Source organism: Neobacillus sp. NPDC097160, assembly GCF_044762155.1.
Taxonomy (GTDB): Bacteria; Bacillota; Bacilli; order Bacillales; family Cytobacillaceae; genus Neobacillus.
Genome location: NZ_JBIWDU010000013.1, coordinates 51,657 through 74,403, shown reverse-complemented (window position 1 = coordinate 74,403; position 22,747 = coordinate 51,657). Strand labels below are relative to the sequence as shown.

19 protein-coding genes and 1 pseudogene are annotated in these 22,747 nt (G+C 37.6%); 14 read left to right on the top strand and 6 right to left on the bottom strand.

From position 1 onward, the window contains the following. The first annotated feature begins 5 nt into the window (after positions 1 to 5). The 5 genes from ACIQXV_RS18605 to ACIQXV_RS18585 all read left to right on the top strand — a co-directional run bounded on the left by ACIQXV_RS18605 (position 6) and on the right by ACIQXV_RS18585 (position 5,501). Positions 6 to 989, top strand: a complete 984-nt coding sequence (locus ACIQXV_RS18605) for a KpsF/GutQ family sugar-phosphate isomerase (RefSeq protein WP_402960914.1) — start codon at positions 6 to 8, stop codon at positions 987 to 989. After that, on the top strand, positions 990 to 1,523 hold the full coding sequence (locus ACIQXV_RS18600) for a KdsC family phosphatase (RefSeq protein ID WP_402960912.1): 534 nt from the start codon (positions 990 to 992) through the stop codon (positions 1,521 to 1,523). Positions 1,524 to 1,653: 130 nt separating this feature from the next. Further along, entirely contained in the window at positions 1,654 to 2,472 is an 819-nt protein-coding gene (locus ACIQXV_RS18595; protein WP_402961150.1) for an acyltransferase family protein, read from the top strand. 72 nt (positions 2,473 to 2,544) lie between these two features. Continuing rightward, positions 2,545 to 4,752, top strand: a complete 2,208-nt coding sequence (locus ACIQXV_RS18590; RefSeq protein WP_402960910.1) for a right-handed parallel beta-helix repeat-containing protein — start codon at positions 2,545 to 2,547, stop codon at positions 4,750 to 4,752. Between the two features lie 32 nt (positions 4,753 to 4,784). Then, positions 4,785 to 5,501, top strand: coding sequence for a metallophosphoesterase family protein (locus ACIQXV_RS18585; protein WP_402961148.1), 717 nt, complete (start codon positions 4,785 to 4,787; stop codon positions 5,499 to 5,501). Between the two features lie 121 nt (positions 5,502 to 5,622). Here the strand turns inward: ACIQXV_RS18585 and ACIQXV_RS18580 are convergent, their stop codons facing one another. The 3 genes from ACIQXV_RS18580 to ACIQXV_RS18570 form a co-directional block, all read right to left on the bottom strand. Beyond that, positions 5,623 to 6,327, bottom strand: a complete 705-nt coding sequence (locus tag ACIQXV_RS18580) for a DUF421 domain-containing protein (RefSeq protein WP_483874207.1) — start codon at positions 6,325 to 6,327, stop codon at positions 5,623 to 5,625. A 181-nt stretch (positions 6,328 to 6,508) separates the two neighbouring features. After that, on the bottom strand, positions 6,509 to 6,973 hold the full coding sequence (locus tag ACIQXV_RS18575; protein ID WP_402960906.1) for a VanZ family protein: 465 nt from the start codon (positions 6,971 to 6,973) through the stop codon (positions 6,509 to 6,511). Between the two features lie 159 nt (positions 6,974 to 7,132). Next, positions 7,133 to 8,191: a lactonase family protein gene (locus tag ACIQXV_RS18570; RefSeq protein WP_402960904.1), complete on the bottom strand. Its 1,059-nt coding sequence runs from the start codon at positions 8,189 to 8,191 to the stop codon at positions 7,133 to 7,135. Positions 8,192 to 8,353: 162 nt separating this feature from the next. Here ACIQXV_RS18570 and ACIQXV_RS18565 point away from each other — a divergent pair, with 162 nt between their 5' ends. Both ACIQXV_RS18565 and ACIQXV_RS18560 read left to right on the top strand, forming a co-directional pair. Continuing rightward, on the top strand, positions 8,354 to 9,058 hold the full coding sequence (locus tag ACIQXV_RS18565; RefSeq protein ID WP_402960902.1) for a DsbA family protein: 705 nt from the start codon (positions 8,354 to 8,356) through the stop codon (positions 9,056 to 9,058). A gap of 1 nt (position 9,059) precedes the next feature. Then, positions 9,060 to 9,485: a disulfide oxidoreductase gene (locus ACIQXV_RS18560; RefSeq protein WP_402960900.1), complete on the top strand. Its 426-nt coding sequence runs from the start codon at positions 9,060 to 9,062 to the stop codon at positions 9,483 to 9,485. A gap of 17 nt (positions 9,486 to 9,502) precedes the next feature. Here ACIQXV_RS18560 and ACIQXV_RS18555 read toward each other — a convergent pair whose 3' ends face one another. Beyond that, positions 9,503 to 10,396 carry a DUF2935 domain-containing protein gene (locus tag ACIQXV_RS18555; RefSeq protein WP_402960898.1) on the bottom strand — a complete coding sequence of 298 codons (894 nt, stop codon included), beginning with the start codon at positions 10,394 to 10,396 and terminating at the stop codon, positions 9,503 to 9,505. Between the two features lie 131 nt (positions 10,397 to 10,527). On the opposite strand from ACIQXV_RS18555, the gene ACIQXV_RS18550 reads away from it, so the two are divergent. Continuing rightward, complete coding sequence (locus ACIQXV_RS18550) at positions 10,528 to 12,120, top strand: acetolactate synthase large subunit (protein ID WP_402960896.1); 1,593 nt, start codon at positions 10,528 to 10,530, stop codon at positions 12,118 to 12,120. A 149-nt stretch (positions 12,121 to 12,269) separates the two neighbouring features. On the opposite strand, the gene ACIQXV_RS18545 is transcribed toward ACIQXV_RS18550, so the two are convergent. Continuing rightward, complete coding sequence (locus ACIQXV_RS18545; RefSeq protein ID WP_402960894.1) at positions 12,270 to 12,365, bottom strand: YjcZ family sporulation protein; 96 nt, start codon at positions 12,363 to 12,365, stop codon at positions 12,270 to 12,272. A gap of 176 nt (positions 12,366 to 12,541) precedes the next feature. Next, positions 12,542 to 13,411: an alpha/beta hydrolase gene (locus ACIQXV_RS18540; protein ID WP_402960892.1), complete on the bottom strand. Its 870-nt coding sequence runs from the start codon at positions 13,409 to 13,411 to the stop codon at positions 12,542 to 12,544. 229 nt (positions 13,412 to 13,640) lie between these two features. On the opposite strand from ACIQXV_RS18540, the gene ACIQXV_RS18535 reads away from it, so the two are divergent. From ACIQXV_RS18535 to ACIQXV_RS18510, 6 genes and pseudogenes are all read left to right on the top strand, one after another. Next, entirely contained in the window at positions 13,641 to 14,909 is a 1,269-nt protein-coding gene (locus ACIQXV_RS18535) for an MFS transporter (RefSeq protein ID WP_402960890.1), read from the top strand. A 109-nt stretch (positions 14,910 to 15,018) separates the two neighbouring features. After that, entirely contained in the window at positions 15,019 to 16,767 is a 1,749-nt protein-coding gene (gene fdrA, locus ACIQXV_RS18530; RefSeq protein WP_402960888.1) for an acyl-CoA synthetase FdrA, read from the top strand. A 78-nt stretch (positions 16,768 to 16,845) separates the two neighbouring features. Beyond that, positions 16,846 to 18,108, top strand: coding sequence for a YlbE family protein (locus ACIQXV_RS18525; protein WP_402960886.1), 1,263 nt, complete (start codon positions 16,846 to 16,848; stop codon positions 18,106 to 18,108). Positions 18,109 to 18,118: 10 nt separating this feature from the next. Next, a pseudogene (locus ACIQXV_RS18520) lies at positions 18,119 to 18,979 on the top strand (oxamate carbamoyltransferase subunit AllH family protein); the annotation flags it as partial. A gap of 42 nt (positions 18,980 to 19,021) precedes the next feature. After that, a complete protein-coding gene (gene arcC / locus ACIQXV_RS18515) occupies positions 19,022 to 19,960 on the top strand; it encodes a carbamate kinase (protein WP_402961146.1) in 939 nt (312 codons plus the stop codon). Positions 19,961 to 20,095: 135 nt separating this feature from the next. After that, complete coding sequence (locus ACIQXV_RS18510) at positions 20,096 to 22,747, top strand: ATP-binding protein (protein WP_402960884.1); 2,652 nt, start codon at positions 20,096 to 20,098, stop codon at positions 22,745 to 22,747.

Sequence of the window (22,747 nt, the reverse complement as noted above, 5' to 3'; positions counted from 1 at the left end):
CATTTATGGTAAAAGGTTTATTAACAACTAATAAGCATATCACCACCATTAAAGAAGTCATGGCGGAAGAAGCCCAAGCTATTTTGAAATTTATTGAAAATTTGAATCAAGAAATTGCCCAAATAATCGAAATGATTCTTGAATGTAATGGTAGAGTTATTGTAACTGGAGTCGGGAAGTCCGGAATTATTGGACGGAAAATAACAGCAACTTTAGCTAGCACTGGAACCCCTTCTTTATTCTTACATCCTGCCGAAGGGCTTCATGGCGACCTAGGTATGGTCACCAATTCCGATATTGTATTAGCGCTTTCAAATAGCGGGGAGTCAGAGGAAGTTATAAGTATTATCCCTTCCATTAAACGCATTGGTGCAAAACTAATTGCTTTTGTAGGGAATGCAAATTCTACTTTAGCGAATAAAGCTGATCACATTCTTTGTATAGGAAAAGTAAAGGAAGCTTGCCCTCTGGGCTTAACCCCCACATCAAGTACAACTTTGATGCTTACTTTAGGTGATGCCATTGCAATCGCTCTATTAAAAGCTCGAAATTTTACATCTGAAAATTTTGCCGTTTTTCATCCAGGTGGTTCACTTGGAAGAAGATTATTACTTACAGTTAGTACCATTATAGATATTACTAAAAAAAACCCAACTTCAATTAAAACAAATACAGTCAAAGACGTTATCTTTAATATGACTGAGTCTGGTTTAGGTGCGACTAGCATTATCGACCATACTGGTAAGCTGGTTGGTATTATCACTGATGGAGACATACGAAGAGCTTTAACTAAAGGAAATAAATTTATTGAACTTTCTATTGAAGATTTATATAACGAAAATCCCACAACAATAAAACCAACGTCTTTAGCAGTTGAGGCTTTGAATATAATGGAAGATTTAAAGATAAATGTATTGCCAGTAGTAAATGATCAGAATGAACCGATAGCTATGATTCATTTACATGACATAACAAAATTGGGGTTTTAAATGATGAAAAAGTCCGAAATAAAATTAATAGTATTAGATGTTGATGGCGTATTAACTGACGGGAAATTATTAATTGGATCGAATGGCGTTGAATTTAAGAGCTTTAATGTAAAAGATGGCATGGGTATTAGTTTAGCTCGATTTTTCGGAATAAAGGTTGCTATCATAACTGGAAGAAAATCCGAATCTGTTCAAATTCGTTCAAGAGAGTTGAATATTGACTATTTATATGAGGGAATTACCAATAAAGAAGAAGTATTATTTGAAATTGTTCAATTACTTGATATTGATCTAAATAATGTATTTTATTTAGGCGATGATATTAATGATTTATCAGCAATTAAATTAGTAGGATTTTCGGCTGCTCCTAAAGATGCTGTAGAAATTGTTAAGAAATCAGTAGATTATGTGTGTATTTTTAATGGTGGGAACGGAGCTGTTCGTGAAGCGATTGATTTAATTCTTTCTCAACATGTAGATTACGATGTTTTAGTTGCAAATTATCTGAGTGCAAAAATAAAGATTGCTCAGTAATAGAATTTAAACAAAATACTATTATAAAAATATGTTAATAATGATTGTACCTATATTTCAATAGGTCCAACTTTTGTGCTTTTCAAAAGGGGGGATAAAGGAGCTGAGTGGCTGGTTTAATCAATCCTGGATGGAACCACTCACTTTGAAAGATACACTTGATCATTTTATGATGGTTGGAAACTTTAATACCGATTTGTATAACAATGTTTTATGGTCGTTGGTGCAAGAAATGAGGGTTTCCCTAATTTTTCCTGTATTAGCCTATATAATAATTCGAGTTAAATGGAAATTCTCGTTATTTATATGCTTTTGTTTATCATTTATCAGTGGACTTAATAATATCTTTAATTGGGGGAGTAGCTTAGGATACCATACTTCATATTTTGCTTCCTTACAAATCATATCAATGTTTATTTTAGGAAGCCTTTTGGCCAAACACTTACATCAATTGATTGAATCTTATGTAAACCTATCAAAAAATAAAAAAATCATTCTATTGCTTTTTACTGTTTTTTTTTTTATTTACAGTGAGATTTTAACAATCGTTGCAAATTATTTAGGAATTTACCAGTATGGTGAAATTATGAGCGATTATTCTATCTGTATAGGGTCCATTATGGTTATTTTAATTTCAATTGCATCGAAAAGAGCCCAGTCGGTTTTATTAATTGGGCCCTTATTATTTTTGGGGAGATTTTCATACAGTATATATCTTTACCATTTGCCAGTACTATTTAGCCTGATTTACGTTTTTTATAAGGTGCTCCCCCTTTTGGTCATTTTTATTATTTCTATTCCTTTGGCTATATTTTTGGCCCATATTTCATGGAGGCTAATTGAAAGGTCTTCATCGAGGTATGGAAAAAGACTAGTTAATAAAGTTGAAGCATCTATGAGTAAAAGGCTTGCAATCAAAGAAAAAAATAAAATCGATAATATAGCGTAAATAAATCAATAAAAATTATTAATCCGATTGATGGGGTTACGTTTCAAGACAGTAACTTAAAGGAATGATTACATGAAAAAGCAGAGAGATACCCTCCTTTTTGCAATCCTTTTTTTAGGGGCGATTTTACTTTTAAGCAAAATCGCATTAGATTTTCAAAAGTTCATTATAGTAGAAGCATCATCCGAAATTGTGCAAATGACATCTCGAAAATCTACAGGAAAACCAGATTCGATAAAAAGTAATAAAAATACTTATATCCTGGAACTGACCAAATGGGGAATTTTCAATGATGGAACCCATCCAAAAGAAACAACAAAAGGAATAAATAATGCACTGAAATGGGCACAAGACAAGGGTTATACAACGTTTTATATTCCAGCTGGAACCTATTTGGTTTCAAAAGGAAAATCGGATGATGATCCCAATGCTAGAATCAATATGGTTTCAAATATGACTTTCCTTCTAGATGAAAAAACAGTTATCCAAAAGGAAACAAACGGATTTGAAATTTATTCTACTTTGATTCTTGATTCAGAGGCTGAGAATGTGACGATTAAAGGCGGTACATTACGAGGAGATAGAGAAACCCACGATTTTTCACAAAAAGGGGAGTATACAGGTGGAACTCATGAATGGGGAAATGGAATTAATACAGCTGGTGCCAGAAATATTGTAATTGACGGTGTTAAAATTGAGAAGTTTACTGGCGACGGAATAGAAATTGGTGGTTCCACTATCTACGGAGATTATATAACCGAAAAAGACCTTGAATTAGGAGGTATTAACGATAAAGGAGAGCCTATTTTACAAAAAGGAAAAATTCGTTCTAATAATCATAAAGTAGAGAATTTTAGCAATCCCGTTTATAAAAATCCACATTATCGAAATGTGATGATGTGGCTTCCTAAACAGGTAGAAGGAAATTATGATTTATATTTTTATCGTAAGGATGGCAGCTTTATCAAAGCTGATAAGAATCAACATTTTAATTCTACATGGGGGTACTCCGAAATTCCAGATGATGCAGACTATTTTAGGGTTGTGTTCAATAGTAATTCCACTAAGGATGTAGAAGTAAATAGGATGACCGTGGCGGTTACAAAAAATATGACAATAAAAAATTGTGATATTGGGTATAACCGCCGACAAGGAATTACCGTTGGGGCTTCTGATGACATAAAAATTATTAATAACAAAATTCACCATACAAAAGGGACTGCACCTGAAAGCGGAATTGATATTGAACCAGGATTTTACCCAGCCATTAATACGCTGATAAAAGGAAATCAGTTTTTGAACAACAAGATTCATATGGTTTTCTCATACGGCGGAAAAGCAACAGTAGAGGGAAATTATTTTGGGCCTAATGTAGTTAATGGTGTCGGTTTCTCAATTAATCCTTCATATTCTGGTGCAATTGTAGACAACAATAAGTTTGACCATACTGGTTTCGTTACTTGGGGCAATACGAAATTCCTTAATAATAAGTTAATCTCAAGTTCAGCGAGTTTTGAAGGTGGTTCTAAGGTGACTGTAGATGAAGTGGATGGAATAGACTCTAATCTGAGCTTCTCGCAAACACACAATAATGGGGTCAAGGTATCCAATGTTAATCTTAAATCATCTGGAAAGCAAAAAGAAAAAGGAGGTATCGCTGTTTATGGAAAGTCAATTTACATGACAAATATAGTACTACAAGGAAATAATGAAATGGGTGGAGATGGAAATAGCAAAAGTGTTTATGAACATGTAACCTTTATTAATTCTCCTGAAATGATTTTACCACGAGGTACGTATAATGAATGTTCAACAAATGGGGGAGAATTTTCATTAAATATTCCAGGTAAAATCGAATTAAATAAGTGCAAATTTAAAAATACAACTTTCTATACCTATAACCCAAAAACGGAAGCAACCATTCAACATTCAACCTTTGATAATGTTAAGAACGCTACGGGTCCAATCATTTTAGCGATGGAGGCTAAAAACTTAACAGTGTTAAATAATAGATTTAATGTTTTAACAACAAAAAACGAAGATCATGCTATCATTCAAATTGGCCGGGATGCTTCAGTACATAATCCAACAAAGGTATTGGGGGCAACTGTAAAAGATAATGAACTATCTACAAATATTAAAAGGGTGGGAATTGATACTACGAATGGAGGCGTTGGAGCACCGCCATATCTAATAGAAAATAACACCTTATACAATGCAAACTTGGACTTAAAAGAAAATGATATCAATTTAAAAAATCAACTATTAAACAAAAAATAGACTTGGAAAATTAATTTATCTGAGGTGAAATGATGAGAATAGCGTTTATTTCTGATATCCACGGCAATGCAAATGCCCTTGATGCAGTGCTAAAAGATTTGAAAGTTAAAGAAGTGGATAAAATTTTTGTCCTAGGGGACTTGTGCTTTCGGGGACCTGAACCAAAACGATCGCTTGAGTTAGTGAGGTCTTTAAATACTGAAGTAATTAAAGGAAATGCCGATGAATGGGTGGTCCGAGGCATAAATGTTGGCGAGGTACCGGAAAGTGCTATTGAAATGATGAGTATCGAGCGGGAGTGGACCTTTTCACAACTAGATAAAAATGATATTAACTATCTAAGTAATCTCCCAACGGAATTAATATTGGAATTTGAAAAAGTAAAAATTCATGCATTCCATGCTACTCCAAAAAGTTTGTTTGAAGTGGTTCAACCATCCGAAAATGATGAAGTATTGAAAGAGAAATTGATGGTGAGGGAATCTGACATATATATTTACGCTCATATTCACAAACCATTTATCAGATATTTAGATGGAAAATGTATTATTAATATAGGAAGCATTGGCCTACCATTTGATGGACTAGGTAAATCGTCATATGCTTTAGTTGAAATAAAGGACGAGACCTTTCAAACCACAATTGTCAGAGTGAATTATGATGTTGAAGGGACAATAAACAAGTTTTGTGAATCGGACTACCCCAATTATGAACATATGATAAGAGTTCTATTAAATGCAAAGATTTAACCTAATTTTTTGCCATGAAAAAAGATAAAAGATGGGAGATTCCGTTTTTACCTCGATTAGCTTAGTATATGGTTCTAACGGATTCTTCAGAAATTCCTGACATTATTGAGTAATAGTGAATTTATTTATACAAAAACACTTTCAATTCATTTTTACAATCAATCGTAGCAAGTAAAACACTATTCACCTCAGTTTGATGGTGGCTCCTAAGTGCATCAACGAGCCACTCTTCATCTTTGTTGATTTGTTTCAACGTATGAAAATCTATCTTGCCCTCCTTTATAATGGTTTTCGGCAATTCAAAAGGTTCTGTTTGTAATTGATACGTAGAAGGTGTGATTGCTTCATACTGGGGATCCAAAAATATTGAAATCTTCCCATCAGACTCCCACATAGCCAATGCAACTTTTTTTATATCCGCGATTTTTTCTTTTCTTAACTCCGCTAATAATAAATCAATCGAGATTCTTGCCTTTTTTAGCCCTTTATAAATGATTTCCCCTTCCTTAATAAGTGGAATAGGCATTGTTTCAATTGTGTTCCTTAGCCAAGTCCACTTTAAATTTAAGAATATACCAATCAAATATAGAATAATGAGTACAACCGTAGAGATCACTGAACCCTTTAATCCGATTCTATGGTCTGACAGTGGGTGGGCAATAATGTTTCCTAACATTAAAGCCATCACAAAATCAAGTAATCTTAATTGAGAAATGGCACGGGAACCCATTACTTTGACCGCAAAGAGCAAAAAGATAAAAGTGACTACAGATCGTAAAATCCACTCTATTACTGAAAGTGTTTCTTGGCCATGGAAAAAATTCAATGAGGTCACGTCCTTAAGTTATAAACTTTCTTCCTTAGTATTGTCACGAATTCGTTATTTTTACGCAGTAAAAAAACAGAAGGAGCCGGTGGTGTCTTCTGTTTCATTATTAAGTATGCAAGAAATGCCAATGATGTAGCCATCATTTGATTTTATGGCAATTGCTGGACCCTAAAACCCCTTAAATCTTAAGCCTTTTTAAAATAAAGAATACCGATAAAACCCCCAATGAATCAATAATTAGGTCATAAAACCGTCCATCCCTGCCAAAAAACAATTGGAGTAATTCTGTTAGAAACGCAAAAATAATTGATATTCCAATAGAATATTTATGACTTCTTAATAAATTGAAGATGAGAACATCCATGATCGCAAAACCGATAAAATGGCCCAACTTCACCTTGATAAATTCAGGATGGATTAATGTAATATCATTGAAATAAAAGAATGACAAAAAATCCGGATTTGATATCCATTTAAACCCGAATGTATGTAAATACATTAGTTTTTCAATGCTTTCTGTCCACGTATTTAGCGATAAAAATAATCCCCATAAGATGACAATGACCATGTTTACAAATAGCTTATGTTTCTGAGGCTTCCTTTTTTTATTCATTCTACAACTTTGTAATTGGCGATGCTCCATATTCTATCTCCTCGTCCTACTAGTAATTCTATTTCGATTATAAAAGACCAATGATATGAAGTTTGTCAATTTAGGTTGTCGAATAAAAGAAGGTAACGAACTCCAACATGCCGAAAAAAGCTGATTGAATCGAACGCAATCAGCTTTTTTAGCATATTACTAATCATGCAAAAACTTCACACAAACCGGATATGGTACCGTAATATCCGACTCAATAAGAGTTAACCTTCCTGATGCACCATCCCGCGAAAATAAAACGAGGTTACTGGACTCCTGATTTGATGCAACAATAAAGTTCTCACTTGGATCTAATGCAAAATCCCGCGGCCAATCGCCTCCGGTGAATACATGCTCTACAAAGCTAAGTTCCCCCGAAAATGCATCCACACGAAATACAGCGATACTATTATGACCGCGGTTTCCCGCATAGACGAATCTTCCATCCGAAGAAATATGAATCGCACTTCCTTGATTATTTTCCGAAAAATCATCAGGCAAAGTGGAAATATATTGCTTCTCGGTGAAATGGCCATCTTCCGGATAATAGGTAAGGACAATTACTTCTGAACTAAATTCGGTCATAATATAGGCGAATGTACCATTTGGATGAAAAACTAAATGCCTTGGTCCGCTACCGCCTTTTAAAGGTAATAGATTTGCCTTTGTAAGGGTCCCGTCACTCCCAACGGAATAGGTAATAAGGGCATCGATCCCCAATTCAACGACGGCAAGATAGTTCTCATCAGGTGTAAGGCCGGCATAATGGGTATGTGGTTTTTCCTGGCGTGGATCAGGACCTGTTCCCTCATGTTCAATCACTGAAACAGCAGGTGAAATTGAGCCAGTTTCAGCATTAAGTAAATAAGATACTACTTCGCCTTTATGATAATTTGCACTGAATAACACCCTCGATTTACTATCTAAACTTACGTGACAAGGTGATGAACCAGCTGTTAGTTGGGAATTTATTGGTGACAACTCTCCAGACTCATGAATGGAGAAAGCAGCTACTCCCCCTGTTTCTCCTTCTTTTTTAACTGCATAAAGGAATTGATTATCCTTACTGATATTTACATATGTAGGATTATCTAATTCGGCCGCCAGCTTCACATCTATTATTTTCGCTGCGTTTGTATCAAGTGTAAAAGAATAGACCCCTTTACTTTCTCCTTTAGTATACGTTCCAATATAACCAATGTACTTATTCGTGTTTTTCATGTTTCTATCCTCCTTAAAAATAGTATCCATTATAATAATATCTTATAAAAATTTAAAAGCTAATCATATGAAATTTAAACATTGTGACAGAAGCCTTTTATTTGCATTATTGTGCTTGATAAGTGATATTTATACTATCTAGAACTAAAAAGGAGTTTGTTTATGGCAAATAATAAAAAGAATAATAACACACAATCGAAATCATCTTCCAAGTTCATTTTCTGGATCATTGGTTTGGTTGCTATTGGCATTTTGGCACTCATTTTCTTTGGCAATCATTCAAAGGACCAAGAGAAATCAAAAGGAAATGAAATTGACTATAGTAACGAACCTTACTTAGGTAAAAATGATGCTCCAGTGTCTATTATTGAGTTTGGTGATTATAAATGCCCTAATTGTAAAAACTTCAATGAAAATGTCATCCCCATTATCGAAAAAGAGCTAGTAGACACTGGGAAGGCTAAACTTTATTTTATGAATTATGCGTTTATTAATGTTGACTCGACACGAACAGCTAAATTTGCGGAATCTGTATATCAAGTGCTTGGAAATGATACGTTTTGGAAATTTCATGATTTAATCTATAAAAAACAACCTGAAGATACAAAATATGAAAAAATCGATCTTTTTACCGAAAAATTCTTATCTGACACATTAAAAGAAGTTGCTAGCGATGCTGATGTAAACAAGGTTGTTAAACACTTTAATGACGATAAATCAAAGGAATCTTTTCAAAAGGATATGGACCTTGCCGAAAAACTAGGTGCCACTGGAACACCAGCTATCTATGTAAATGGTCAACCTTTCGATGGACAAACGATTGATCATTTAAAAGATATGGTAGATAAAGCAGCAAAGGGTGAATAGCATGAATAAGTCCTTACTTCTCGCCTGGACAGCTGCTATCATCGCTACACTTGGCAGCTTATACTTTAGTGAAGTCATGCATTTCATTCCATGCACGCTTTGTTGGTATCAGCGGATTTTCATGTATCCACTAGCGATTATATTAGGAGTTGCAGCCTACCGGAATGATAGGGGAATTTATAAATATGTTCTGCCGTTGTCAATAATCGGGATCCTGATATCTGGGTATCATACATTATTACAAAAAATCACCTACCTGCAGCAATTTGAAATGTGTACAAGCGGGGTACCCTGTTCGAAGGATTACATCAATTGGCTTGGGTTTATTACAATTCCAATGCTGGCGTTGATTGCATTTATCATTATTACGATAGGTATGGTTGTATTAGCCCGCAGCCAGAAAGAAGAAGAGACTATTCGCGGATAGTCTCTTCTTTTCTGCCTTTATAGTCTTTGTTGTTCCTGCTGCTTAACTTTTAACCTTTCTTCCAAAACACGAACCATGTATAGGAAATGATCGGCCTCTCTCACAACATGGTCAGCTAACAACGGGTCTATCACGTTTCTGATTTGACAGTTTTTAATGAAATCCAGCCCTGCCTGCTTGAATGCCCGAATTTCTTGAGCGGCATTTTCACTGTCTTTATTCAGCTTACCGATGATTGGATAGGTTGGGCTTTTCCTATATAACATCGATTCTACGTCTCTCGCCTGGTTAAGAAGCACTTCAAAATCGTCACCAAATTTTAGTGCGGTTCTAACTAAATTACGTTCCGATTGATCAAGCAGGGAAGCAATAAACCGGGAATGCTCCATCATGATCTTCAACCAAAAAACATTTTCTTTGATAATCGCGTCTTGAATCGGATCGAGAATCCCCTCATTAAATTTTTTCAACGTTCTCATAAAATATTCCGCTTCACGGGCAATATGGTCGACAAGAAGCGGGAAGTTAAAGCCCATGACCTTACAATTGATAATTAAGATAAGGAGATTTCGTTTGAAATTCCTCAACCCTAACACGAGCTGAATCGAATCCTCATTTAACTTGCGGACGGCCGTGACATTATTAGGTGTTTGATAAGCCCTTTTTTCCTGTTCTTCAAAATAATGATAAAAACGGTCAGTTTGCTGAATAAGATGCTTATCCTTGTGATTAAAGCCTTCTCCTAAAAAATAGGAATGCTCCTTCATAATTCGCAGCCAAAATTTATTCTCTGTTAACGAACGTTCAATAAACATTTGCTCTGTTAATGATTCAGGTGGTGCTGCAAACGTTTCTGGGGCAATTAACATTTGATTATTGGCATCGATTCCGTCAAATCCTTGCTGTACCATATGACGCCCTCCTTTATGCCGCCTATCTAATTATATTGAAGATATTTTTATTTATGTTACAGGCTGCCTTTCATGAATATGAAAATTTGGCAAAGAATAGGGGTAGTAAAACTATTTATATGGAGGCAGAAATGAAGGCATCAGATGTGGTCGTGAGTTGTTTAGAAAATGAAAGTGTGGAATATGTTTTTGGGATTATTGGCAAGGAAGTGATTGATTTAGGTGATTCGTTATCGGCTTCAGAAAAAATTACTTACATACCTGTTCGTCATGAGCAGGGGGCGGCCTTCATGGCAGATGTTTATGGGCGAATCTCCGGAAAACCAGGAGTTTGTTTGGCAACGCTTGGCCCTGGGGCAACAAATCTAGTAACGGGAATAGCAAGTGCCAATTTGGATCATTCTCCTGTCATCGCATTGACTGGTCAAAAAGCGCTGGAAGATCAACATAAAAATTCTCATCAGTATATTGATATCCAAAAGGTATACGAACCAGTAACAAAATGGGCGATACAAATAAAATCCGCGAACACGATTCCTGAAATCATCAGAAAATCCTTTAGGATCGCATGTGAAGAAAAACCGGGGGCTGTTGTAATCGAATTACCTGAAACTATCTCTGCCGAAAATGTGACCACCGAGCCATTAGCTGTTTCTGGACTGCCAAAAAGTGTGCCTGCAGCTGAAACACTGGTGCAGGCCGCTCAGGTGATAAACAAAAGCCAACGTCCCTTTATTATTGTCGGAAATGGAGTCATTCGCCAAGATGCTATCATGGAAGTTCAATCCTTTATGGCGCAGCTGGGCTCTCCATCTGCAACAAGCTTTATGGCAAAAGGAATTTTACCTAAAGATCACCCGCAAAATTTTTACACCTTTGGGTTTATGGAAAAGGATTATGTCCTTCGGGGATTTGAAGAAGCCGATTTACTCATCGTGATTGGTTTTGACATGATCGAAAAGCTTCCGTCGGAATGGAATAAGAAAAAGGTTCCGGTTATCCATATGGCTGCAACAGCAGCTGATGTTGATGAATATTATCTTGTTCAGGCGGAGTTAGTAGGAAACCTTAAAGAAACGGTGCCACTTCTTCTACTCAATAATCTAAACCCAAAACCCTGGCAGCCTTCAGGGAAGTTAAAGAATCGAATAGAGGAATCCTATTCCATTGTTGAAAAAGTAAGGACCAATTCCACCCTAACGATTGAAACCATCTTGCATGTACTTGAAAAAGTTCAGACTGAGAACACAATTGTTATTTCAGATGTAGGCTCACATAAAGTTGCGATTGCAAGAACCTATCAACCGATGCACGCGAAACAACTGATTATTTCTAATGGCTTTGCCTCGATGGGCATTGCAATTCCGGGCGCTATCGGGGCAAAATTAGCTGCCCCTAATAAAACTGTGGTCTGTATTACCGGAGACGGCGGGGCATTAATGAATTTTGCCGAGCTAGAGACAGCCAAAAGACTGGGCCTTTCTTTTATCATCATCCTTTTAAACAATTCGATGCTGAAGCTTGAGGTGGATACAATGAAGAAAACGTTTGGCGATAGTTTCGGCGTCACGTTTACCAATCCGGATTTTAACCAGTTAGCAGAAAGCTTTGGTGTAAGAGGGATGAAAGCAACGAATGTGGAAGAGTTTGAAGCCATGCTAACAGAAGCAATGAATTCGCATGGTGATATTGTGCTGATTGATACCATTGTGCAAAAGGCTTAGTAAAAAGTTAAGGAATGATGACCAAGCCACCCTAATTTAAAAGGAAGCTTCACCAATTTCAGCTAGACCATCATTAAAAAGCATAAAAAAGACCGGCGAAACCAATGGTTTTCCGCTCTTTCTTTGCTTTGGAGCTGGTGATATTACGATTAGTACATCATAAATGATGCTCCAACAATGATCAATAAAATGAACAACACAACGATTAACGCAAAGTTGTTGTGATGGCCGTGGTGATCAGACATTTTTATCACCTCCTATGTTTAATAATTACAATGTATGTATGTTTCATTAGATTTGAAATGGACAAGTGCATATGTTGGAAAAAATAGGGTTTAAGTGTTATAGATGCATCACATTCCGCCAGATTTTTAAGGTGAAATAAAAACAGAACACCTAAAGTGCTCTGTTATAATATCCTTTATAACGTTTCTTTCAAAAATTTTATTACTTGATTAAACGCATTGATTACTACTGGGGCATCCATATCATTGTCAAAGCTATGTATCCCATTTGGAATGGTGATCAGTTTATTGTAGATACCTGCTTTGGTTAGTGCCTGGCTCATTTGGAGGGATTGCTCAAAAGGAACATCTTCATCCATGTCTCCGTGTAGAAGCATCGTAGTCGGGTAATGTGCATCGATGCTTTCCACAGGGCAATACTCTGTCAGCGATTTCGCCGAATCTGCATTAGTCACATAATCAATCCATTTTCCTTTTTGCCTGCAATATAAATAAATGGCAAATCGTCTCTCAATGGGTGCCTCTGAAATGGTTTTCTGTTGGATGAGCTGGTGAGCAAGCGCCTCTGGAACAGCTGTCATTTTCGAAAAATATGGGCTCGGCATCTGGTACCAGTCACCTAGAATATCACCATAGCCGTAAAAAGAAACAATCGCTTTCGGTCTGACTTGGAATGTACCTGTTAAGAGAGCAAGATAACCGCCTGCCGAACTGCCGGTAACAGCGATTCTCTCAGGGGCGAAGTGAAATCGATCAGCGCCCTGTTCCTTAAGCCAAATTAAGACATCTTGAACATCTTCAATAATCGACGGTAGCTTAGACTCTGGTGCAAGTCGATAATCAATGGAACACACATTAAAGCCCGCCTGGTGAAATAGAGCAATCTGTTCCCTTTTCATGTCCCCCCGTGTTCCCCAGATGAGACCGCCGCCATGAAAATAAACCACCAGTGGTGCCAGTCTCTCTTCGGCAGCGTAAAAATCTCCTTTTATCTCACAGCCGTTTACTTCCTTATATACGAATGTAGTTCTCCCTGACATATCCATCCTTTTAACCCTCCATCAATAGTTATTCATACACTGATCCAATTTCTGTCCTAAATTATAGTACAAATATAATAATATTTTCGGAGATTTAATGTTTTTGTAATGTAAACCTTTTCAAATTTATTCTTCCTTAATGCTCTTTCCCTTATAGTCATAATGAGGTTGAAATAATTCATTTACTACATTTGCTGTCAGCATTCACAAAAACTAATTTTAGGAGGAAAAAAAGATGGCAAAACCATTGGAAAAAGTGATGGAGCCACAAAGTATGGCCCCAAAAGAAAAAATACCGTATTGGATCAAAATCGTCACGGTGTTCTTCTTAGGATGGGTTGCGCTCTACGCAACTCGGACGATTATGAATCCAATTATGGGGGATATTCAAAACGAATTCGGACTAAGCAATGCTACTCTGGGCATGATCATGAGTATCTTTTTTTTAGGATATGCAGGACTTAACATCCCATCTGGCATTATGGGAGACAAAATCGGTAAAAAACGTGTTCTCGTTCCCGGTGTTATCTTATTTGGTGCTTTTGCCGCTATTACTGGAATAATGCCGACATTCACTTTCTTTATGTTCAGCTGGTTGCTAGTTGGTATCTTCCAAGGGTTCTTTTATGGACCATCATATGGTTTATCATCTGAAGCAATCCCGAAGCACCGGATTACATTAGGGAGTGCAATAATTAATAGTGGTATGGCATTTGGTACTTCACTTGGATACTATATTTCCAGCTATACCGTTCATGAATTTGGCATGAGCTGGAGAGCACCATTTTTCATCATTGCCATTCCGGTCGTTCTAATTGGATTGGCAATGTGGTGGGTCGTTAAGGATAAGCCAAAAACAAAAGCTGAAAAGGCTGCTGAAAATAATGGTCAAAAGCTAAAACTTAGCGAATTATTCAAAAATCGAAACTTGATTGCGGCTTATATTACGATCTTTGCTGCCATTTATGCATTCTTTGTTGTTATCACCTGGATTCCATACTATCTAGAACATGAACGTGGAATAACTGGCGGAAGCGTTGCATTTGTTTCCTCACTTGTTCCATGGGCTGCCATTCCTGGTTCGATTTTATTCAGCTGGATTGCTGACAAAATGGGTAAACGTAAGCCTGTTCTCTTAGTTATGCTTCCATTATCGATTATTGCGCTTGTTTCAATCGTTTTCTTCGATAGTATGACCGTTTTATATGTAGCCCTGATTGGTTATGGGATATTTGGAAAAATCAGTACAAATCCAGTATTGGTTGCCGTTATCGCTGACAACGCCCCGAAACATGCTTACAGTACATCATTTGGTGTCTATAACTTTATTGGTATGTGCGGATCCATTTTGGCACCATACATTACAGGATACCTTACAGATGTCACTGGCAGCTTAAACACTGGTTTCTATTTCGCCGGCGCTCTTCTATTAGTTGGTACAATTGCAGTTATGTTTATTAAAGAAGATAACAGACCAAACGTGGAAGGCAGTAAAGCAGCCTAGGAGAGTTTTTGAAAAATTTAATAAGGGATTCGTTTAAGTTTTGAAACGAATCCTTTTGATTTTCAGAATAATAGAGTTGTCAACAAAAATACTACCGAGGTGATCATTCATGCTTCATACAATTATTAATAAGAATTCGTATCAGGATTCGATTAACTTAATGTTATTAACGAATGCCGTGGCGATTACGGAAGGAATTAACAAAGTTCAAATCATGATGGCAACACCGGCAAACAAAGATATTTTTAAGGATGCAGGCCTTTATACAGAAGATTTAGCTTCTGCTGAATCAAATGATATGGCGATTGTAATTGATACAGACGATGCCGGTAAAGTTGATGAAGTGCTAGAAAAGATTGAGCAATATTTAAAAGATCAATCAATTAGCGGCAAAAGTCAGGCATTTGAAACTGTCCGCACTTGGGACAGAGCGAAGAAAACATTGCCAGATGCAAATATGGCATTAATTTCTGTCCCAGGACAATATGCCGCAGAAGAAGCCAACAAGGCTTTGGATATAGGACTTCACGTATTTCTTTTCAGTGATAACGTTCCAGTAGCCGACGAAGTGCAGCTTAAACAAAAAGCACACGAGAAAGGGCTCCTTGTTATGGGTCCTGACTGTGGAACTGGTATTTTAGATGGCGCTCCAATAGCTTTCGCCAATGTTGTTAACAAAGGACGTATTGGGATAGTCGGTGCTTCCGGAACTGGGATTCAAGAAGTAACAACGATTATTGACCGTCTAGGTGAAGGGGTTAGTCATGCAATCGGAACAGGCGGCCGTGATCTGAAAGAACCAATTGGCGCGATTACGATGATGGACGGAATTAAAGCTTTAGAAAACCATCAACAAACAGACGTGATTGTCGTTATTTCGAAGCCGCCGGCAAAAGCGGTGCGGAATCAGGTTGTCGAACTACTGCACAGCCTATCGAAGCCGGTTGTGACTATTTTTCTCGGTGAAAAGCCAACGAAACATGAAGGAAATATCTATCAAGCTTATACATTAGCAGAGACAGCAAAAATTGCTGTTGATCTATTAAGAGGCAATGAAATAAAAGAAGATTACAATGCTGGGGATTACACGACACCATATGTATCGTTAAAACCAGAGCAAACAGCAATTAAAGGTCTATTCTCGGGTGGAACAATGGCATCTGAAGCAGCTGTGTTAATTTCAGACGCACTTGGATTTGGTACACAAATCACCAATGAAGATGGATATGTGTTAAAACGTGACGGTCAGGAAGTGGTCGATCTTGGTGATGATAAATATACCCAAGGGAAACCGCACCCAATGATTGACCCTGAAACACGAGCCAAATTCATTGAAAAGGCAGCCGAGGATGAAAAAACAGCGGTTATCCTCCTTGATTTTGTCCTTGGTTATGGGTCTCATGATGACATGGCAAGTGCTTTACTGCCATCAATTGAAAAAGCAGTCGCACACGCAAAAGAAAATGACCGAAACTTATACGTTGTCGCATCTGTTTGCGGAACGTTAAATGATCCACAAGACTATCAAGGTCATATTAATCGTCTTCAAGAGGCAGGCATTATCGTAAAAGATAATAATAATGAAGCAGTACGAACAGCTTTAAATATTGTCGGACTTCATGTTACCGATGAGAAAAAAGTGCATGAAGTCACTGATACTCCTGCAAAGGAGTTTGATTTAACCGTTTCTGAACAAATCACTGCGTTCGTAAACTCAAAACCTAGCATTATAAATGTCGGGCTAAAGAGCTTTACCGATGCACTTGTCGCGAATGGTGCCTCCGTTGTCCAATATGACTGGAGACCAATTGCCGGCGGAAATGAAAAGATGAGAAAAATCCTAAGCTTACTGAAGTAAGCAGAAATAGGGCACTGGAGGGATATCCCTCTGTGCCAATCAAAATTAGAATTCTACTAAAACTTGAGGGGGATTTTCATGCTATACAACACTATTGATGAAGCAAATAAAGCGGTTATCGAAAAGATTTCCGGTTCAGCACCGTTCCTTGTCGATGTTGTTCCAGCAAAAGAGAAAATTAAAGAACTAACAGAAGGTAAAGTATTACTTCATGCTGGTCCGCCTATTAAATGGGAGGACATGACAGGACCAATGCAAGGCTCATGTATCGGTGCAAGTCTTTTTGAAGGCTGGGCAGAAACAGCTGAAGAAGCGGAAGAAATGCTTGCAAATGGGGAAGTAACCTTTATCCCTTGTCACCATGTCAATGCTGTCGGTCCAATGGGTGGGATCACTTCTGCCAATATGCCTGTATTTGTTGTTGAAAACCGCAGTGAAGGAAACGAAGCCTACTGCATCATGAATGAGGGAATAGGAAAAGTACTTCGCTTTGGTGCTTACTCTGAAGAAGTCGTAAATCGCCTTTCATGGATGCAAGATGTCTTAGGACCAACGATTTCTCGTGCCCTTAAATTAACAGAAGATGGCTTGAATTTAAATGTTATGATTGCGAAAGCCATTACAATGGGGGATGAATTCCACCAACGTAATATCGCCGCATCGTTAATATTCTTAAAAGAAATCAGCCCGTACATTGTTCAATTAGATATGAATGCTGACGATCTTAAAGATGTCATTAAATTCCTTGCTGATACAGACCAATTTTTCCTGAATATTGCCATGGCTACAAGTAAAGCCGTGCTTGATGGTGCGAGAAAAATCGAGGAAGGTACAGTGGTAACAGCGATGTGCCGTAATGGTAGGGACTTTGGTATTCGCATCAGCGGCATGGGGGATCAATGGTTTACAGCACCGGTTAATACTCCGAAAGGTTTGTTCTTTACCGGTTATTCTCAAGATGATGCCAATCCAGATATTGGTGACAGTGCGATAACTGAAACCTTTGGTGTCGGCGGCATGGCAATGATTGCTGCACCTGGTGTTACCCGTTTTGTTGGCGCCGGCGGCTTCCAGGATGCTCTTTCAACGAGCAACGAAATGATGGAAATCTGTATTGACCAAAACAGCAATTTCACGATTCCAACTTGGGACTTTCAAGGAGCCTGCCTTGGCATTGATGCACGTAAAGTTGTTGAAACAGGGATTGAGCCTGTGATTAACACTGGTATTGCCCACAAACAAGCGGGTGTCGGACAAGTTGGAGCAGGTACTGTTCGTGCACCAAAAGAATGCTTTGAAAAAGCGCTTGAAGCATATGCGGAAAAATTAGGTTTAATTTAATTTCAATATAATGGATAACAAAATATTTTTTGTAGAGGAATATCAGCAAAATATTCCTCTTTTCCTGATAAAAAATAAGACCGGAATCGTACACAGCGTCTTTGAAAATGGTGTAAACATCGGGATGGGCGAACGATTATTTTTCATAGGTGCGATGAAAAATGGCCGGCTTCCCTTTGGGATTCATCTGCAAAAGAATGAACTGAAAGAACTGATCGCTTCAATCCATACTGCTTCAAAAGTCGAATGGGATGAAGCATCGAAACAATTAATATTTGAAAATGAGCGGGTGGCCATCAGTCTAAAAAATGGCAGACCGTTTCGCAATATAATTTTACCAATATCAACCCAAAAACTAACTGCTCAAAGTGTAAAAGATTTTATCCAAGTGCTGCTTAGTAATGGAGAAGCGACGGGTTTAGATTTGGATATTGGGCAATTTGTAATTGATTATTTAGAAAAGCGCCAACCGGACACGATTACCGCCCAGCAGGTTTATCGGTTAATGGCTGCCCTTTATGCAGAAGATCCGAATGAAGTAGAAAAGGTTATCCGCTATTTTTTAGGAAGGGGCAAAGGTCTGACTCCATCTGGAGATGACCATCTCGTTGGGTTATTAGCGATACAGCAAATTTCCCAAGCATTTAACCCGGTATTTTTACAGACATTACAAAATATTCTTGAACGCGAAATGATTACAACTGATATTGGAAAAGAATATTTATTCCATGCCTTAAACGGTGAATTTAGCTTATCAATTGTATCTATTTTAAATGCTATAATCGCCAATCAACCTCAAGCATTAGAAAAACACCTATTAGATTTACTGACGATGGGACATAGTTCCGGTGTAGATACTGCATTTGGAATGTTAATCGGCTTACTATCAATGACGAATCGGGGGAAGAAAATTATGTCAGAAAAAGTGGTTATCGCCTTAGGCGGAAACGCAATTTTACAACCAAAACAGGAAGCAACCTATGAAAACCAATTAGAAAATGTAAGGAAAAGCAGTGAAGTCATTGCTCGTATCGTAAAAAATGGCCATAGTGTTATTGTTACGCATGGAAATGGTCCGCAGGTAGGCAATATTCTTAGGCAAAATGAGGAGGCAAAGGAAGTTGTTCCTCCACTCCCATTAGATGTATGCAGTGCTGAATCACAGGGATTCATCGGATATATGATGGATCAAACCTTGAAAAATGAACTATTAAAGCTAGAATTGGACCATCCTGTTGTCAGCTTGTTGACACAGACAGAAGTAGCCATGGATGATCCGGCCTTCGAGGATCCTACAAAGCCAATTGGTGTATTTTTCTCAGAGGACGAGGCTAAGAAGCTAGCAGAAGAAAACAATTGGGTTGTGAAGGAGGACGCAGGACGCGGCTGGAGACGTGTCGTTGCTTCACCAATGCCTAAATCTATCCTTGGATCCGATATCGTGAAGAAATTGACAGATGAACAGGGGATTGTGATTGCTGCTGGCGGCGGCGGGATACCTGTCGTGAAAAATACTGACGGTACGATTACCGGGATCGAAGCGGTTATTGATAAGGACCGGAGTGCCTTCAAATTAGCTGAAGAAGTAAAGGCTGATGTCTTCATGGTTTTAACAGATGTGCAAAATGTGTATGTGAATTACGGGAAGCCGGATCAAAAGGCCTTAACAAATGTGTCTCTAGATGAAGCATGGCAATATGTGAACGAAGGGCAATTTTCTGCAGGGAGCATGGGACCTAAAATGGAGGCGGCAATTAAATTTGCTGAACAAGGAGGCAGGGCCATCATCTGCTCACTAGATCAAGCCGATCTTGCTTTAGAGGGCCAGGCTGGAACACAAATTACAAAATAATATAGATAGTGTAATTTCCATTGGTATCCGTTCCGGCTTTATTTGACTATAAGCTAGATTGGATACCTTTTTCCTATTTTTTAGTTTAATATATTTATATAATATTAGGATTTTTTACGGGAAGGAGGTTTTGAAATGAAAAAGGCTCGTTCCTTTAAAAAAGAACTCATTTATTCCTTTTTGACCATTGCTTTCTTTTCTATTGCTTTTCTTGGCTGCTTTCAAATTTACCAAATATCTTCTTTAATCAAAGAAAATCAAAGCAGTCAGGCGCAGACTACGAAATATCTTTCGGATTATATCGGTAATTATGTGCTAGAGCATAAAAAGATGATTCAAACAGAAGCGCTCAATGTAAAGGAGCCGTTTGAAAAGGAAGATACTGCTAGTATTCAGAAGCAGTTAAAAGATATAAAAACAAATTTCCCCGGCTTCGTCAATTTGTACGTAGGGAATAATATGGGGCAATCACTTGTTTTCTACCCTGAAGTTTATACTGATGGAGAAAGAAGAGACAATCTAAATTTTAGTGATCGCTCCTATTATAAGGAACTAGTAAACACCCGGACCACAGTTATTTCCCCTGTATTTCACGGCAGGGGCGGAACAGATACATTGCTGGTCGCAATTGTTTCCCCGATTCTTAACAATAAAGGTGATATGATAGGCTATGTTCTTGGTGCCTTAGATTTGAATACGTTGGGTGAACATCTTAGAGATCGCAGCTTTGGTAAAGAAGGTTATGCGGTCGTAGTCGATCAAGAAAATAATGTGGTTGTCAGTCCATTTGTGGATACGAAAAGAGAACTGGTGAACCTTTCTAATTCAGAAGTTGTCCAGTATTTTAAAAAACAGCAAAGAGGAAAAGGAAGCGGTTATTTTACGCTAGAAGATCCTCATAGAAATGTATTTAGTACCATCGAAAAGGTAAATGTTCTTGACTGGACCGTTTGGGTTAGTAAACCTACAGAGGTTATTACAAATAGGTATAAAAGTGCCATTATTCTAATTGCTGTTTTTTTACTGTTGACTGCAATTGTAATGGTGATCGTCAGTCTTTTCTTGACGAACCGATTGGAGAAGACCATTCTCTATTTGCTAAATTATATCAAGGATTATACGAAGGATTTTAAAGAAAAGCGGACAATCACGAAGAGGAAACAAGGCCCGCAGGAATTGGAGGAACTATACTTTCACTTTAATCGGATGATTGATGAGGTGGAAAAGAATCGAAAGGGTTTAATTGAACTAAATATGGAGCTAGAAGGAAGAGTACAGGAAAGGACTGCGGTTTTGGAAAATAAAAACCTCGAGCTAAAAGCAGTAAATAAATTAATCACCTCTGTTTCTTCCGATAAGGATTTTGCTCATTTTATTCAGCATTGCTTAAGGAAAATTAAACCGTTTATTGGCTATTCAATCCATGTCTACTTCCAAGACTTAGCTGTTACAAACGAAATGATTTATACAAAACAAAATTTATTGGACTATCTAAATAAGCATATGGTTGGCGTTCAACAGCATATTGAGCCGATTCAAATTGAAAAGAATCATAAAGGTTTTTTAATTGTAGATCTCCAGGGCGAACAATCCATTACGGCTAGCGATCAGGAGTTCCTAAATACATTTGCCGGCTCTTTAGCCGTCATGCTGCAAAATAAGTTTTTATTTGAACAAATCCGTAATAAGCATGCCATCCTCGAGGCTGTTTTAGAAAGTATGTCAGAAGGCCTGATGCTCGTAAACAATCAAAAAGAGGTTGAGTATGTGAATGAATTTTTCCTCAATGTTGTTACGGCTAGGGACCGAATCCCGGATATGACGGATGCTTCGGATCAGGAGCTTGAAAACTTTGAGTTATTTAACCTAGATGATGTGTTCAGGCGATTTATTAAGTTATTTGATGTCGATAAGGACGAACTGTCAGCTTTCTTTTCAGATAAAAACGGTGATTTAAAATTAGAATATAAGCAGAGGTTCAAGAAGCCAAAATACTATATCCTCCATAAATTTTCCGTTATGCTTGATGAAGACATCATCGGGGAAGGCTTAATGCTACGAGATATTACGAAGGAAGAAGAAATCGATACTTTAAAGAATAATTTAATTTCTCTTACTTCTCATGAGTTTAAGACACCGATTACCAATATTAAGGGCAGTGTTGAAACCTTGCTGCGGCCTGAGGTGGAGTGGGAACCTGAATTTCAGCTGGAGCTTTTGGAAGGGGTTCATGAAGATATTGAAAGAATTCAGCATCTAGTTAATGACTGGATGGATATTTCAAAAATTGAATCCGGTTCGATGCATGTTGAACGGGAAATGGTTTCTGCTGATCATGTCATTGAAAAATCAATGGAGCAAATTCCATTAGCACTTCGAAAAGATGCTGTTTTCCGCTTTCATAGTTATCTAAAGAAAGACTTTCTTTTTTATGCTGATAAAATGCGCGTCCAGCAGGTTTTGGTCAATTTATTTACGAATGCCTTGCGCTATAATGATGCGGAAACGAAGGAAATTGATGTTACCTTGGATAAGGCACAGGAATTCGTTAGTATTTCTGTCTCTGATAACGGTATTGGCATTTCTAAGGATCACATTAATAAAATATTTAATCGCTTTTACCAGGTTGATGTCACGGCAACAAGAAGAAGAGGTGGCACCGGTTTAGGTCTGGCAATATGCATTGGGATTATGGAAGCGCATGAAGGAAGAATAGAAGTGGAAAGTGATCCGGGAAAAAGCAGTACCTTTACCCTCTATTTTCCTGTAAAGAAGGGAAGGGAGTAA